Consider the following 14,969-nt stretch of genomic DNA (forward strand, 5'->3'; position numbering starts at 1 on the left):
AAAAACAAAAGCCGGGGCACCAGGCCCCGGCTTCCTTCGACGAGACGCTTAGACGCGTTCGAAGACGGTGCTGATGCCCTGGCCGAGGCCAATGCACATGGTGGCTACCCCAAGGGTACCGCCATTCTGCTTCATCACGTTGAGCAAGGTGCCGGAAATCCGCGCACCGGAACAACCGAATGGGTGGCCCAAGGCAATCGCGCCGCCGTGCAGGTTAACCTTCTCGTTCATCTTGTCGAGCACTTTCAAATCCTTGAGCACCGGCAGGGCCTGTGCGGCGAAGGCTTCGTTGAGTTCGAAGAAGTCGATGTCGGAGATCGCCAGGCCCGCACGCTTGAGCGCTTTCTGGGTCGCCGGTACCGGACCATAGCCCATGATCGCCGGATCCACACCCGCCACGGCCATGGAACGGATCACCGCCAAAGGCTGGATCCCCAGGTCCTGGGCACGCTGGGCCGACATCACGATCATGCACGAGGCGCCGTCGGTGATCTGCGAAGAAGTCCCCGCCGTCACGGTGCCGCCCTTGGGGTTGAACGCCGGCTTCAAGGCCGCCAGGCTTTCCAGGGTGGTTTCCGGACGAATGGTTTCGTCGTAGTCGAACACCTTCAGGAAGCCGTTCTCGTCATAACCCTGCATCGGGATGATCTCGTCCTTGAACTTGCCTTCCACGGTAGCCTTGTGGGCCAACTGGTGGGAGCGCACGCCAAAGGCGTCCTGCTGCTCGCGGGTGATGCCGTGCATCTTGCCGAGCATTTCCGCGGTCAGGCCCATCATGCCCGAGGCTTTCGCCGCGTACAGCGACATGTGCGGGTTCGGATCGACACCGTGCATCATGCCGACATGGCCCATATGCTCGACGCCGCCGACGACGAAGACGTCACCGTTGCCGGTCATGATCGCCTGGGCGGCGGTGTGCAGCGCGCTCATGGACGAGCCACACAGGCGGCTGACGGTCTGGCCGGCCGCGGTGTGCGGGATCTGGGTCATCAGCGACGCCATGCGGGCGATGTTCCAGCCCTGCTCCAGGGTCTGGTTCACACAGCCCCAGATCACGTCCTCGACTTCGTTCGGGTCGACCTTGACGTTGCGTTCCAGCAGTTTGCTGATCAGGTGCGCCGACATGTCCTCGGCGCGGGTGTTGCGGTGCATGCCGCCCTTGGAGCGGCCCATCGGAGTACGACCGAAGTCGACAATCACGACGTCTCTAGGATTCAAGCTCATATCGTTCACTCTCGCTCTAGTGTGGGCGCTTAACCGAAGAACCGCTGGCCAGTCTTGGCCATTTCACGCAGCTTCGCGGTCGGGTGGTACAGCGCGCCCAGGTCGGCGTACTGATCGGCCAGGGCCACGAATTCGGCGACACCGATGGAATCGATGTAGCGCAACGCACCGCCACGGAAGGGAGGGAAACCAATACCGTAGACCAGACCCATGTCGGCTTCGGCGGCGGTTTCGACAATACCGTCTTCCAGGCAACGCACGGTTTCCAGGCACAGCGGGACCATCATCCAGTTGATGATGTCCTCGTCGGTCACTTCACGCTGCTCGTAGATGATCGGCTTGAGCACTTCCAGCACCGACGAATCGGCGACTTTCTTCTGCTTGCCGCGCTTGTCGGTCTCGTAGGCGTAGAAACCCTTGCCGTTTTTCTGACCCAGGCGATTGGCTTCGTAGAGGGCATCCACCGCCGAACGGCGATCGTCCTTCATACGGTCCGGGAAACCTTCAGCCATCACGTCACGACCGTGGTGGCCGGTGTCGATGCCGACCACGTCCATCAGGTAGGCCGGGCCCATCGGCCAGCCGAACTTCTCCATGATCTTGTCGATACGGACAAAGTCCACACCGGCGCTGACCAGCTTGGCGAAACCGCCGAAGTACGGGAACAGGATACGGTTGACCAGGAAGCCCGGGCAGTCGTTGACCACGATCGGGTTCTTGCCCATTTTCTTGGCGTAGGCCACGGTGGTGGCGACCGCTTCTTCGCTGGACTTCTCGCCACGGATCACTTCCACCAGCGGCATCATGTGTACCGGGTTGAAGAAGTGCATGCCGACGAAGTTTTCCGGACGCTTGAGGGCCTTGGCCAGCAGGCTGATGGAAATGGTCGAGGTGTTGGAGGCGAGGATCGCATCTTCCTTGACCTGGGCTTCCACTTCCGCCAGTACCGCTTGCTTGACTTTAGGGTTCTCGACGACCGCTTCAACCACCAGATCGACGTGACCGAAATCACCGTAGGACAGCGTAGGACGAATGCCGTTGAGCACTTCAGCCATCTTCGCCGCGGTCATGCGACCTTTATCAACGCGACCGACCAGCAGTTTCGCGGCTTCCGCCAGACCCTGCTCGATGCCGTGCTCGTTGATGTCCTTCATCAGGATCGGCGTGCCTTTGGAGGCCGACTGATAAGCGATACCGCCACCCATGATACCGGCGCCCAATACGGCGGCCTGTTTCACGTCCCTGGCGATTTCGTCGTAGGCCTTGGCCTTTTTCTTCAGTTCCTGGTCGTTCAGGAACAGACCGATCAGGCTTTGCGCAGCCGAGGTCTTGGCCAGTTTCACGAAGCCGGCGGCTTCGATTTCCAGGGCCTTGTCGCGCCCGAAGTTGGCGGCTTTCTGGATGGTCTTGATCGCTTCGACCGGAGCCGGGTAGTTCGGACCGGCTTGACCAGCAACAAAACCCTTGGCGGTTTCGAAGGCCATCATCTGTTCGATGGCGTTGAGCTTGAGCTTGTCCAGCTTCGGCTGGCGCTTGGCCTTGTGGTCGAGCTCGCCGGAGATGGCGCGCTTGAGCAGTTCCAGAGCGGCTTCCTGGAGTTTTTCCGGAGCAACCACGGCATCGACGGCGCCGACTTTCAGGGCGTCTTCGGCACGGTTTTCCTTACCGGCGGCAATCCACTCGATGGCGTTGTCCGCACCGATCAGGCGCGGCAGACGGACGGTACCGCCAAAGCCCGGGTAGATGCCCAGCTTGACTTCCGGCAGGCCGATCTTGGCGCTGCTGGACATGACGCGGAAGTCCGCGGCCAGGCACATTTCCAGACCGCCGCCCAGGGCGATGCCATTGATCGCGGCGACAGTCGGCACGGCCAGGTCTTCGAAATCGCTGAAAATCTTGTTGGCTTCGAGGTTGGCAGCGACCAACTCGGCATCCGGCAACTTGAAGTTGTCGACAAATTCGGTGATGTCGGCGCCGACGATAAAGACGTCCTTGCCGCTGCTGACGATCACGCCCTTGACGGACGCATCAGCCTTGAGGGTGTCCACGGCCTGGCGCAATTCGCCTAGGGTTAGACGGTTGAACTTGTTGACGGACTCACCCTTGAGGTCGAACTTCAGTTCGACGATGCCACTTTCAAGAGCCTTAACCGTGATGGCTTTACCTTCGTAAATCATCAACTGATCTCCACGATATGGAAGCTGAACAGTACACGTCGGACGCGAGCGGATGGTACGGCACTGACGTTACCGTCGATGCTACGCCAAGCCGCCAGGCACACCCGCCAACGCGATAGTCGGGATTCTGTTTGGAGCCGTCTGATCAGACAAACGCTCAATTCATACGCCCGTTTGATTTGGGTGTGGACACCTTCACGGAATTCGCGGCAATTGTCAATTGCCGAAAACATTGCGAAAAAAACGACTTCCCGGTCATATTCCGGGCGTGAAAGCCCCCTGGGCACCTGGCTTTATGGCCGCCCATTCAGCGAATCAATAGTGTAGCGGCGAGCGGCCGATCCCGCCTTGCGTCAAGCCAGGGCCTTGAGCACCGCCGCGATGGCCGGCAAGGCCTGGGCATCGCCGCGCTCGCCCCAATACACGGCGATCATCTGCTTGTCCGCCTCGATCTTGTAGGCGTTGTCTGGCAACGTGCGCAAATGCGCCAGCAGCTTGTCATCGGTCAAGATTTCCCGCCATTGGTTGGCCCAGACTCCCGGGGCGGTCTGCCAATAGCACCAGCACGGGCTGTCGGCGCGCAGGCGCGGCCGATGGTATTGCGCACAGGGGCTCGGCGGCTCGTGAGGCAGCCAGTGCGGCCACTCCTGGGGCGCCAGTTGCATGCCCAGGCCGATGCGCCGCGCTTCCATGCGCACGGCCATCATCCCGCTCTGAAGGCGCGATGGACGCAACCAGGCCAGGGGACTCAATACCAGCGCGAGGATTGACACCACTATCCATACCGTCATATCTAACTCTCTCGATTCTTGATGAGCGATGGGTTCGCCGCCGAACCAATCCGCTTGAAACCAGCCATACTTAAAGCTAATGCGATCCTCAGGAGTGCCTTTCATGAGCTACGAACACATTCTGGTAGCTGTCGACCTGACAGAAGAATGCGACCCGGTCATCAAGCGCGCACGCGAACTGTCGGTCAGCAGCGGAGCCAAGCTGTCCCTGGTGCATATCGTCGAGCCCATGGCCATGGCGTTCGGCGGTGACGTGCCGATGGACCTTTCGCAGTTGCAGCAACAGCAATTCGACCAGGCCAAGGAGCGCCTCGATCGGCTGATCGTCAAATACCCGGAGGTCTCGCGGGACAACTGCCACCTGACCTACGGCCAGCCGCGCCAGGAAATCCACCATCTGGCCAAGGAACAGCATTGCGACCTGATCGTGGTCGGCAGCCATGGCCGCCACGGCCTGGCGCTGCTGCTGGGCTCCACCGCCAATGACGTCCTGCACGGTGCGCCCTGCGATGTGCTGGCGGTGCACCTGGTCAAACGCCCGACCTGATCCTACAGGTTCGCGCAAGTCATAAAATATCGGCAACACCAATAAAAAGCCCGGCCCCCACGCAAATGGGGCCGGGCTTTTTTTTGTCACTGGCCGATCATCAGGCGTCCAGCTCGGCCCAACGTTCCACCATCACTTCCAGCTCGACCTGGAGTTTTTCCAGCCCGGCGATGACCGCGGCGGTCTCCGCCGCCGGACGCTGATAGAACCTCGACTCGGCCATTTCGGCTTCAACAGCGGCAATCTGTTGTTCCTTGGCTTCGATTTCACCCGGCAACGCTTCCAGCTCGCGCTGCAATTTGTAGCTGAGCTTTTTCTTCGCCACCGGCTGTTCGACCGCTGCCGCAGGTGCCGGCGCAGCCGCCACTACCGCGGAGTTGAGCTCGGCCTTGCCGGATTTGTTCTCGGTCACACCGAGCAAACGCGGCGAACCGCCCTGGCGCAGCCAGTCCTGGTAACCACCGACGTACTCGCGCACCTTGCCCTCGCCTTCGAAAACCAGGGTGCTGGTGACCACGTTGTCGAGGAAAGCCCGGTCGTGGCTGACCATCAGCACGGTACCGCTGAACGTCAACAACACTTCTTCCAGCAACTCGAGGGTTTCCACATCGAGGTCGTTGGTCGGTTCGTCGAGTACCAGCAGGTTGGACGGTTTGCTGAACAACTTGGCCAGCAGCAGGCGCGCGCGCTCACCACCGGACAAGGCCTTGACCGGCGTACGCGCACGCTGCGGGCTGAACAGGAAGTCGCCCAGGTAGCTCAGCACGTGACGGCTCTGGCCATCGATGTCGATAAAGTCGCGACCTTCGGCGACGTTGTCGATCACGGTCTTTTCCAGGTCCAGTTGATGGCGCAACTGGTCGAAGTAGGCCACGTCGATGCGCGTCCCCTCTTCCACCGTGCCGCTGGTCGGCTGCAGGCCATTGAGCATCAGCTTGAGCAGAGTGGTCTTGCCGGTGCCGTTGGCTCCGAGCAGGCCGATCCGGTCGCCACGTTGCAGGACCATGGAGAAATCCTTGATCAGGAACGGGCCACCCGGGTGCGCGAAGCTGACGTTTTCCAGCACCATCACCTGCTTGCCGGACTTGTCGGCGGTATCGAGCAGGATGTTCGCCTTGCCGGTGCGCTCGCGACGCTCGCTACGCTCCACACGCAGGGCTTTCAAGGCGCGCACACGGCCTTCGTTACGGGTGCGGCGGGCCTTGATGCCCTGGCGGATCCAGACTTCTTCCTGGGCCAGGCGCTTGTCGAACAGCGCATTGGCGGTTTCCTCGGCCGCCAGCGTGGCTTCCTTGTGCACCAGGAAGCTGGCGTAGTCGCCGTTCCAGTCGATCAGGCCGCCGCGATCCAGTTCGAGGATGCGGGTGGCCAGGTTCTGCAGGAAAGAACGGTCGTGGGTGATGAACAGCACCGCGCCCTGGAAATCCTTCAAGGCTTCTTCCAGCCAGGCGATCGCACCGATGTCCAGGTGGTTGGTCGGTTCGTCGAGCAGCAGCAGGTCCGGTTCCGAGACCAGTGCCTGGGCCAGCAGGACGCGCCGACGCCAGCCGCCGGACAACTCGGCGAGGGTCTTGTCGGCCGGCAGTTGCAGGCGACTCAGGGTGCTGTCGACCAGGGTCTGCAAGCGCCAGCCATCGCGGGCTTCGAGGTCGTGCTGGACATGCATGAGCTTGTCCAGGTCGGCATCGGTGACGATGTTCTGGCTCAGGTGGTGGTACTCGGCGAGCAACGCGCCGACCCCGTCCAGGCCCTCGGCAACCACATCGAACACGGTGCGATCGTCGGCCAGCGGCAACTCTTGCGGCAACTCGCCGATCTTGAGGCCGGGCGCACGCCAGACGGAGCCGTCATCGGGCTTTTGCACGCCCTTGACCAGCTTCAACATACTGGACTTGCCTGTGCCGTTGCGGCCGATGATGCACACCCGCTCACCACGGGCGATCTGCCACGACACCTTGTCCAACAACGGCATGGCGCCGAAGGCAAGGGACACATCGCTGAATTTGAGCAGGGTCATGAGCTTCTCCAAAAACCGGGCGCGCATTCTACCTGACTTGAGCCTGGAGGCGGCCGGCAATTTTATCGGCACCTCGGTTCAAGATGACAATTGGTATCAAGTTACGTACGACAACCGGTAAAACGTTCTCCCACGGATGGCAAACAGCTAAGCTATTAGTAATCAGCCGCGGAATTTTCCACGGCTTGTCAGGTTTTATTTTCTCGGAACTCCCATGCGCAGCCGTCTGTTCAATTTTTTATCGTGTCTGCTTCTTTCTACCTGCGCCGTCCAAGCCGCCCAGGCGCTAGAGCTCTCCCAGCAACGCCAGTTTTACGATGAAGCCAAGCGCGCCCTCGCCAACGGCGACTCGGGCCCTTATTTCCGTTACCAGGATGCCCTCCAGAGCTATCCGCTGGAGCCCTACCTGGCCTACGACGAGTTGACCGCGCGCCTGAAAACCGCGAGCAATGCCGAGATCGAGCAATTCCTCGCCGCCCATGGCGACCTGCCCCAGGCCAACTGGATGAAGCTGCGCTGGTTGCGCTGGCTGGCCGAACGCGGCGACTGGCAGCCCTTCGTCAAGTACTACGACCCCAAACTGAATTTCACCGAACTGGACTGCCTCTACGGCCAGTATCAGCTCAGCCATAACCTGCGCGCCGAGGGCTATGCCACGGCGGAAAAGCTCTGGATGACCGGCAAGACCCAACCGAGTGCCTGCGACGCCCTGTTCAGCAGTTGGGCCGCCGATGGCCAATTGACCGAACAGAAACGCTGGCAGCGCCTGAAACTGGCAGCCGATGCACGCAACTATGGCCTGGCCAGCAGCCTGGCCAGCGGACTGACCACCCTTGCGCCCCAGGGACGCCTGCTGATCGACGTGGCGCAGAAGCCGGAACTGTTGAGCCAATCCTCGCGCTTCCTTCCGGCGGATGAGGCCATGTCCGATGTCGTCGGCCTCGGCCTGCGTCGCCTGGCTCGCCAGGACCCGGACAAGGCCATGCCCCTGCTCGACAGCTATGCCGCGAGCATGCACTTCTCCCGTGACGAAAAGGTTGCGATCGCCCGCGAAATCGGCCTGACCCTGGCCCGCCGCTACGACAGCCGCGCACTGGAGATCATGACCCAGTACGACCCGGAGTTGCGCGACAACACCGTGACCGAATGGCGCCTGCGCCTGCTGCTGCGCCTGGGCCGCTGGGAAGACGCCTACCAACTGACACGCCGACTGCCACAGGACCTGGCGACCACCAATCGCTGGCGCTACTGGCAAGCCCGCAGCCTGGAGCTGGCGGAACCGGAAAATCCGCAAGCCCTGGTATTGCTGAAGAACGTCGCCCGCGAACGCGACTTCTATGGTTTCCTGGCCGCGGACCGCTCGCAGACGCCTTACCAACTGACCAACCGCCCCCTGGTGCTCAGCGCACAGGTGATGAACAAGGTCCGCAATACCCCGGGCATACTCCGCGCGCTGGAACTGCATGACCGCGGCCAGGTGGTCGACGGGCGCCGCGAGTGGTATCACGCCAGCCGTCTGTTCAGCCGTGATGAAATGGTCGCCCAGGCCAAGCTGGCCTATGACCTGAAATGGTATTTCCCAGCCATCCGCACCATCAGCCAGGCGCAATACTGGGATGACCTGGATATCCGCTTCCCCATGGCCCATCGCGACACCCTGGTGCGTGAAGCCAAGATTCGCGGGCTGCACTCGAGCTGGGTGTTTGCCATTACCCGCCAGGAAAGCGCCTTTATGGATGATGCCCGCTCAGGCGTGGGGGCCAGCGGCTTGATGCAACTGATGCCGGGGACCGCCAAGGAAACCGCGCGCAAGTTCAGCATTCCACTGGCCTCGCCGCAGCAGGTACTGGACCCGGACAAGAACGTCCAACTGGGGGCGGCCTACCTGAGCCAGGTGCACGGCCAGTTCAACGGTAACCGCGTGCTCGCGACCGCCGCCTACAACGCCGGCCCCGGCCGCGTCAGGCAGTGGCTCAAGGGCGCCAACCACCTGGGCTTCGACGTGTGGGTGGAAAGCATTCCGTTCGACGAAACCCGCCAATACGTGCAGAACGTGTTGTCATACTCGGTGATCTACGGTCAGAAGCTCAACGCACCACAGCCGTTGGTGGATTGGAACGAGCGCTATTTCGACGACCAATAATCTGGTTTTGTAGGAGCCGGCTTGTCGGCTCCTACAGTGACCGCGCCTGTAAAACCCTGCTATTCGAGCACCGTCACCGGCATCCCGACTTCCAGAACACCCTGGCCGTCATTGACCAGGTTCTGCCCGAACATCACATCGCCGCCCTGCTCGCGGTAAGTCTTGAGGGTCGTCAAGGGCTCGCGGTCGGCACTGCGCTCGCCGGTCTGCGGATCGAGGGTGGTCAGGATGCAGCGGGAACAGGGTTTCACCACCCGAAACTCGACATCGCCGATGCGAATTCGCTTCCAGCCGTCTTCGGCAAAGGCATCGCTGCCCTCGATCACAAGGTTTGGCCGGAAGCGCAGCATTTCCAGCTTACGCCCGACCTTCTGCGACAGGTCATCCAGAGAAGCCTGGCCGATCAGCAGCAAAGGAAAACCATCGGCAAACGCCACCCGATCCTCTTCCTTGCCGTAGCCGGCCTCAGTGAGGCGGGCGCGCTCCAACGGCACATGCACCAGGCGGGTCGGCTTGCCGATAAACCCGCTCAGCCAGGCCGCCGCCTCATCGCCGGCATCCGGCACACGCAAGGTGTCGCTCCAGATGGTCACGCCACGCAAAGTGTCGTCCTTGCCGGGCAAGGCCACGTCCAGCGCCGAATGGCCGGGAGCACTCAGGGTCAGGCCGCAGGCAGAGTTCCACAGCGCCGACAACTGACTCATCTTGCCCACCGCGCGCTGGGTCAGAAAGCGCCCACTGGCCTCGTCCACCAGCATCCAGCGCCGATCCCCGGCCAGGCCCAGCTCGTCCAGCGGACTCTGGCGCAAGGCCTCGCCCCGGGCTGATTTCAACGGATATCGATACAGCGCGCTCAGACGCAACATGTCCAGCTCCCGGAGAGACAAAACAGCGATTCTACAGGAGGGCGGGCACGACGGCATTTTTGCGCTGGAACGCGATTTTGTGGGAGCTGGCTTGCCGGCGATGACGCCCACAAAATCAATGCAAGGCTTACCGACCTCATCGCCGGCAAGCCGGCTCCTACAGGTTCAGCGGTGTTTGCAAGTCCGCGGGGATCAGGCGTTATCCAGCATCAACCGCTGACGTACCACATCCACCAACTTGTCCGGCTGGAACTTGGAGAGGAAGTTGTCGCAACCGACCTTCTTCACCATGGCATCGTTGAAGCTGCCGGACAACGAGGTATGCAGGACCACATACAGCCCGCGCAGGCGAGGGTCGTTACGAATTTCGGTGGTCAGGCGGTAACCGTCCATTTCCGGCATTTCCGCGTCGGTGAAAACCATCAGCAGCTTGTCGGTCATCACCGCACCGCCATCCGCCCAGCCCTTGAGCATGTTCAGGGCCTTCAAGCCGTCGCTGGCGATGTGCATTTTCACCCCCAGTTGCCCGAGGGTATCGCGCAACTGGGACAGGGCCACGTTCGAGTCGTCGACCAACAGCACTTCACGGCCACGGGCCTGCTCCATGATCGGGTCGTCAAGCTTTTCACGGGACACCTTGGCGTTGTACGGCACGATCTCGGCCAGGACCTTTTCCACGTCGATGATTTCCACCAACTGGTCGTCCACCTTGCTGATGGCGGTCAGGTAATGCTGGCGACCGGCGCTGGTCGGCGGCGGCAGAATGGCTTCCCAGTTCATGTTGACGATGCGGTCCACGCCACCGACCAGGAACGCCTGCACCGAACGGTTGTACTCGGTGACGATGATAGTACTGTCGGGCCCCGGCACCAGCGGACGCATGCCGATCGCCTGGGACAGGTCGATCACCGGCAGTGTCTGGCCGCGCAGGTTGACCACGCCGCAGACAAACGGGTGACGCTGGGGCATCAAGGTCAACTTGGGCAGTTGCAGCACTTCCTGGACCTTGAACACGTTGATCGCAAACAGCTGGCGCCCCGCCAGACGGAACATGAGAATTTCCAGCCGGTTCTCACCCACCAGTTGCGTACGTTGATCTACTGTGTCGAGAATGCCGGCCATTAATGACTCCTGGGCTTGCTGCTGAAAGTGACATTGAATAGGTTATCGGCGGAGAATATCGGAGCTTGACCCTCCGGCCAAATACCTGCCAAAAGCATTGATGTCACATTAGCATCATGCTTTACTCAGTTCACCCCCTCCTTGTTGCCATGCGCGACCGCAAATGGCAGTCAGAGTTCCCCATACTAGGGGAATCCCCTAGTGACAATCAGGCCCAACCTGATATTCGCGATATCCAATAGCCATTAATGTGACGCCATTCTCATTGCATGAATGGAGTCAGGCTTTTGCTTTCGATTGCAGGACCTCGGCCAGACAGCCCGGTGAACACCTTCACCCATCGTGCTCAAGCCCTCTGGACCGCCGCTTCCGGTGAATTTCTGCGGACCTGCCCGCGGCGCTTTCGGGTGCCCGCCAACTTGCACCTGAGAACGAAATGCAATAGCTGTAATTCGAAACAATCAGAAACAGACTACAGACACACGCGCCCTGTCGGCATTAACTTTAAAACCGTTCGCCCCGTGCGACCTTCTATCGCCTGCCTATGCATTCAAGGAGATAAAGCATGCTGAACGGTAAAGAACGGCAAGCCAGCCTGCCGGAGTTCCTGGTCGAGGCCCAAGCCCTGCAAACGAAAATGCAGGAGTGCTGCCAGCACCTGGAGCTGATCCGCAACGACAAGGACGCCATCGATTGCCTTCTCGTCTCGCTGCACACCCTGGCCATCTGCGCGCAAGGCCTGGGCGTACGCTCCATGGCCCGGTTCTCGCGCCAGATCCACGCCCTCCTGAGCCAGCCCCAGGACCCGCTGAACCTGCATGAAGACGCCTTGCTGGCCCTGCGCAATTGCTTGACGCTGCTGGCCTGGCAAGTCGAATTGATCGACCCGCGTACCGGTCAACTGGGCCTGGACGACGACGAAGAGTCCGAACTGATCACCGCGCTCGCCATCCAGACCGGCCAATATGGCTCCGCTATCACCGAGCCCAGGACCTTCACCCTGATCACCTTCCCCGAACGATCCGTTTGAACCGTTCGCCCTCCTCGCGCCTTCGACCCGCCCTCTTCATACCTAAAAACGACAATAACAACTCCCCTCGAACTTTCAGGTTTCAGGCGATGGTTTTTTAATGCAAAAAGAATAACTAGCGTCTACGCGATAAAGCCCCCCGGAACAGCCATCGGGCTTCAGTTGGAGTAAGCTTGCCCAAGGGTATTTTGTGGAACAAACGTACGATAAAAGTTGACCGCTCGGACATATACCGGCCGAGAGCGACTGCTCCCGAATCGCGTGCTACCATGCCGTTTATTCGCATATGTACTTGTACAGCTTAGTAATTTTGTAAATAGATATCAAAATGACATCATTGCGCAAAGTTTCTCACCCTGACACTGTTTCACCTCGAACGCACACATTAAACCGTACCCGTTTTTCAAACTTGGCCTGTCGGTTGTCCTGACGGTCTACCCGTAGCGAACATTCATCGGCTCCATACGCTATGTACGCCAGCCTCAAGTCATTCAAGCCTTGGCTCCCGTCTCGAAAAAATGCCCGCCGGCTGACAGTCGTGCTATGCGTCAGTTCGGCCATCGCCAGCCTGCTCATCTACAGCACCTGTACAGGCTTCCCGACGGGATTGTTGATCCTCAACCTGGCCGCCCTGGCCAGCGTCTGGCTCCAGCACCGCGACGCCGGCACCTCCATCCAGTTCCAGCCGCAGGAACTGGCCGATCGCCTGCTCCAGGTGCAAGAGAACGAGCGGCATCGCCTCAGCCGCGAACTGCATGATGACATCGGCCAGTTGCTCACCGCGGCCAAGCTCCAGACCCAGTGGTTGCAACGGCGCTTGCCCGACGACCTGCAAAGTCACTGCGAGACCCTGGGCAACACCCTCGACGAAACCCTGGCCAAGGTTCGCGACGTTTCAGCCATTCTCAATCCCCGCCAGTTGACCAGCCTTGGCCTGGAGGCCAGTCTGCGCGCGCATTTGCTCAAGACCCTGGAAAACACCAGCGTGCTCTGGAGCCTGGAGTGTCACCAGCGGCTGACCGGCATCCCCGAGGAGATGGCGGTGACCGCCTTCCGCGTGACCCAGGAAGCCGTCACCAACATGCTGCGCCATGCCCAGGCGCGTAACCTGCTGGTGCGTATCCAGCGCTTGCCCGAAGGCTTGTCCCTGCACATCGCCGACGACGGCCAGGGCTTTTCGCCGGCGCGCAATCCCGGCGAGGCGGGCCAGCGCGGCATGGCCGGCATGGCTGAACGCATTGAACAGGCAGGCGGAACATTGACAGTCACCAGCGGACCCGGCAAAGGTACGCAGATCGAAGCACTGCTGCCCTGGGCGCCACGCGCCCTGGAACGCGCCAGCAAGAATAAGGCTCCATGACCTGCACCCTACTCCTGGTGGATGACCACTCACTGATCCGGGCCGGTGTCCGCGCCCTGGTACTGGATATCCCGGGTTACGCCGTGATCGGCGAAGCCAGCGACGGCGCGCAGTTGCTCGATGCCGTGGAACGGCTGAACCCGGACATCATCCTGCTCGACCTGTCCATGCGCGAAACCGGTGGCCTGGATGCCCTGCGCAAGCTCAAGGCGGTGCGCCCGCAGAGCAAGGTGCTGATCCTGTCGATGCACACCGACCCGCAATTGATCATGCAGGCCCTGGAAATCGGTGCCCACGGCTACCTGCTCAAGGACACCACCGCCACCGAACTGGCCCAGGCCCTGGATGCCCTGCGCGGCAACGAGCGCTACCTGAGCCCGGCCATCGCCCATACGGTGATCAACCAGGCCCTGACCCAGGTCCAGCGCAACCTGCCGGCCGAACGGAGCGCCAACCACAACCTGACCGGGCGTCAGTTGGAGATCCTGCGGCTGATCGTGCGCGGCAAGTCGACCCGGGAAATCGCCAATGGCCTGGGCCTGAGCATCAAGACCGTGGAAACCCACCGTTCGCAGATCATGAAACGGCTGCAGATCTTCGACGTCGCCGGCCTGGTGCTGTTCGCCGTGCGTGAGCAGATCATCAGCCTCGACGACTGAGCAGCGGTGAATCCTCCGGCAGGTGCACCCGCAGGGCCGCCGGACGGACCTCGAAACGCAGGCTGTCGCTGAGCAAGGGCTCACCGTCGAGATTGAGGTACAACCCCTCGGACACCTTGATTTCGACCCAGGGCAGGCGAGCCCGGACGAACAGGTTGTCCAGCCCCCAGCCACCGGCCATCAACTCGCGCAAGGTCGTGATCATCTCCTGGGGGGCCGGCAGGATGCTGATATCGAGCATGCCGTCGTCGACCAGCGCCTCGGGGCACAGCGGGTGCCCACCTCCCGCCTGGCGACCGTTGCCGATGCCCAATGCCAGCAGATCGCCCTTCCAGTGGAAATCCGGCCCCTGCAGCTCGCCATAGGCGACATGCAACTCACTGAAACGGCTGAGGCCGGTAAACAGGTAGGCAGCGCCTCCCAGCAGTTTTTTCAGATCTTCCGAAGTATTGGCGGTGACCAGGCTGCCAAAGCCGCCGGTGGCCATGTTGAGGAATATCTGCTCGCCGACGCCGCCAAGGTCGATCGCCCGCGCCGGGACCTCAAGCAACGCCAGGGCCTGGGCCGGCTCCAGCGGCACACCGGCCGAACGGGCAAAGTCATTGGCAGTCCCCAGCGGCAGCAACACCAGGCTGGCGTCCACTTCGGCATTGGCCAGGGCCTCGGCGACATCGCGCAGAGTGCCGTCGCCGCCGCCGGCAATCAACTGCCGATAGCCCAGCGCCAGCGCTTCGCCGACCAGGCGCCGGGCATCGCCGGCCTCCCAGGTCAGGCGCACCGCCAGGTCCCAGCCCTCGGCCCGCTTGCCCTCGACAGCGGCCCGCACAGCCTCGTTGAGGGCTTGTTTGCCATGCAGAATCAACAATGCCTTGCGCTCGTTCATGAGCCTTGTCTTCCTTCAACGTGACCGTGAAAGATGTTGACCGCGGCCGAAGCAAAAAGACTCTCGATCCATTGAATTTATCTGCTATTTATGTAGTCCTAATACGAAAGAATTAGTCGGATTTTTTTTACAATAAGCCGTCATTTGGCT

The 14,969-nt window shown here is 61.2% G+C and carries 12 protein-coding genes; 5 read left to right on the forward strand and 7 right to left on the reverse strand.

Features of this window, described 5'->3' with window-relative positions; translation table 11 throughout:
• Nucleotides 1–48: 48 nt before the first annotated feature.
• From fadA to HX830_RS21615, 3 genes are all read right to left on the reverse strand, one after another.
• Nucleotides 49–1,224 (reverse strand): acetyl-CoA C-acyltransferase FadA, encoded by a 1,176-nt coding sequence (fadA, locus tag HX830_RS21605; RefSeq protein ID WP_103496726.1) that lies wholly within the window; start codon nucleotides 1,222–1,224, stop codon nucleotides 49–51.
• Between the two features lie 29 nt (nucleotides 1,225–1,253).
• On the reverse strand, nucleotides 1,254–3,401 hold the full coding sequence (gene fadB / locus HX830_RS21610) for a fatty acid oxidation complex subunit alpha FadB (RefSeq protein WP_103496725.1): 2,148 nt from the start codon (nucleotides 3,399–3,401) through the stop codon (nucleotides 1,254–1,256).
• Between the two features lie 353 nt (nucleotides 3,402–3,754).
• Complete coding sequence (locus HX830_RS21615; RefSeq protein WP_177102495.1) at nucleotides 3,755–4,192, reverse strand: hypothetical protein; 438 nt, start codon at nucleotides 4,190–4,192, stop codon at nucleotides 3,755–3,757.
• A gap of 103 nt (nucleotides 4,193–4,295) precedes the next feature.
• Here HX830_RS21615 and HX830_RS21620 point away from each other — a divergent pair, with 103 nt between their 5' ends.
• A complete protein-coding gene (locus HX830_RS21620) occupies nucleotides 4,296–4,739 on the forward strand; it encodes a universal stress protein (RefSeq protein ID WP_103496722.1) in 444 nt (147 codons plus the stop codon).
• 100 nt (nucleotides 4,740–4,839) lie between these two features.
• Here HX830_RS21620 and HX830_RS21625 read toward each other — a convergent pair whose 3' ends face one another.
• Nucleotides 4,840–6,756: an ATP-binding cassette domain-containing protein gene (locus HX830_RS21625; protein WP_177102505.1), complete on the reverse strand. Its 1,917-nt coding sequence runs from the start codon at nucleotides 6,754–6,756 to the stop codon at nucleotides 4,840–4,842.
• Between the two features lie 214 nt (nucleotides 6,757–6,970).
• On the opposite strand from HX830_RS21625, the gene HX830_RS21630 reads away from it, so the two are divergent.
• The gene (locus HX830_RS21630) at nucleotides 6,971–8,899 is read left to right on the forward strand and encodes a transglycosylase SLT domain-containing protein (protein WP_177102513.1); all 1,929 of its coding nucleotides are present in this window, start codon (nucleotides 6,971–6,973) and stop codon (nucleotides 8,897–8,899) included.
• A 59-nt stretch (nucleotides 8,900–8,958) separates the two neighbouring features.
• Here HX830_RS21630 and HX830_RS21635 read toward each other — a convergent pair whose 3' ends face one another.
• Both HX830_RS21635 and HX830_RS21640 read right to left on the reverse strand, forming a co-directional pair.
• Entirely contained in the window at nucleotides 8,959–9,765 is an 807-nt protein-coding gene (locus tag HX830_RS21635; RefSeq protein ID WP_177102515.1) for an MOSC domain-containing protein, read from the reverse strand.
• A 192-nt stretch (nucleotides 9,766–9,957) separates the two neighbouring features.
• Entirely contained in the window at nucleotides 9,958–10,887 is a 930-nt protein-coding gene (locus HX830_RS21640; protein ID WP_103496718.1) for a chemotaxis protein CheV, read from the reverse strand.
• 565 nt (nucleotides 10,888–11,452) lie between these two features.
• Here HX830_RS21640 and HX830_RS21645 point away from each other — a divergent pair.
• The 3 genes from HX830_RS21645 (at nucleotide 11,453) to HX830_RS21655 (ending at nucleotide 13,936) form a co-directional block, all read left to right on the forward strand.
• Entirely contained in the window at nucleotides 11,453–11,917 is a 465-nt protein-coding gene (locus HX830_RS21645) for a hypothetical protein (protein WP_103496717.1), read from the forward strand.
• A 469-nt stretch (nucleotides 11,918–12,386) separates the two neighbouring features.
• The gene (locus tag HX830_RS21650) at nucleotides 12,387–13,277 is read left to right on the forward strand and encodes a sensor histidine kinase (RefSeq protein WP_177102517.1); all 891 of its coding nucleotides are present in this window, start codon (nucleotides 12,387–12,389) and stop codon (nucleotides 13,275–13,277) included.
• Nucleotides 13,274–13,936, forward strand: a complete 663-nt coding sequence (locus tag HX830_RS21655) for a response regulator (protein WP_177102519.1) — start codon at nucleotides 13,274–13,276, stop codon at nucleotides 13,934–13,936. The genes HX830_RS21650 and HX830_RS21655 overlap by 4 nt, the downstream gene beginning before the upstream one ends.
• Here the strand turns inward: HX830_RS21655 and yegS are convergent.
• Nucleotides 13,920–14,819: a lipid kinase YegS gene (yegS, locus tag HX830_RS21660; protein WP_103496714.1), complete on the reverse strand. Its 900-nt coding sequence runs from the start codon at nucleotides 14,817–14,819 to the stop codon at nucleotides 13,920–13,922. The genes HX830_RS21655 and yegS overlap by 17 nt on opposite strands.
• Nucleotides 14,820–14,969: the final 150 nt, after the last annotated feature.

Source organism: Pseudomonas gingeri (assembly GCF_013385425.1).
Taxonomy (GTDB): Bacteria; Pseudomonadota; Gammaproteobacteria; order Pseudomonadales; family Pseudomonadaceae; genus Aquipseudomonas; species Aquipseudomonas gingeri_D.

Bases quoted from the DNA above. Each gene is read 5' to 3' on its own strand.
- HX830_RS21655 (WP_177102519.1), top strand. From the start codon at position 13,274: ATGACCTGCACCCTACTCCTGGTGGATGACCACTCACTGATCCGGGCC.
- HX830_RS21630 (WP_177102513.1), top strand. From the start codon at position 6,971: ATGCGCAGCCGTCTGTTCAATTTTTTATCGTGTCTGCTTCTTTCTACC.
- HX830_RS21620 (WP_103496722.1), top strand. From the start codon at position 4,296: ATGAGCTACGAACACATTCTGGTAGCTGTCGACCTGACAGAAGAATGC.
- HX830_RS21640 (WP_103496718.1), bottom strand. From the start codon at position 10,887: ATGGCCGGCATTCTCGACACAGTAGATCAACGTACGCAACTGGTGGGT.
- HX830_RS21615 (WP_177102495.1), bottom strand. From the start codon at position 4,192: ATGACGGTATGGATAGTGGTGTCAATCCTCGCGCTGGTATTGAGTCCC.
- fadB (WP_103496725.1), bottom strand. From the start codon at position 3,401: ATGATTTACGAAGGTAAAGCCATCACGGTTAAGGCTCTTGAAAGTGGC.
- HX830_RS21635 (WP_177102515.1), bottom strand. From the start codon at position 9,765: ATGTTGCGTCTGAGCGCGCTGTATCGATATCCGTTGAAATCAGCCCGG.
- HX830_RS21650 (WP_177102517.1), top strand. From the start codon at position 12,387: ATGTACGCCAGCCTCAAGTCATTCAAGCCTTGGCTCCCGTCTCGAAAA.
- yegS (WP_103496714.1), bottom strand. From the start codon at position 14,819: ATGAACGAGCGCAAGGCATTGTTGATTCTGCATGGCAAACAAGCCCTC.
- HX830_RS21625 (WP_177102505.1), bottom strand. From the start codon at position 6,756: ATGACCCTGCTCAAATTCAGCGATGTGTCCCTTGCCTTCGGCGCCATG.
- fadA (WP_103496726.1), bottom strand. From the start codon at position 1,224: ATGAGCTTGAATCCTAGAGACGTCGTGATTGTCGACTTCGGTCGTACT.
- HX830_RS21645 (WP_103496717.1), top strand. From the start codon at position 11,453: ATGCTGAACGGTAAAGAACGGCAAGCCAGCCTGCCGGAGTTCCTGGTC.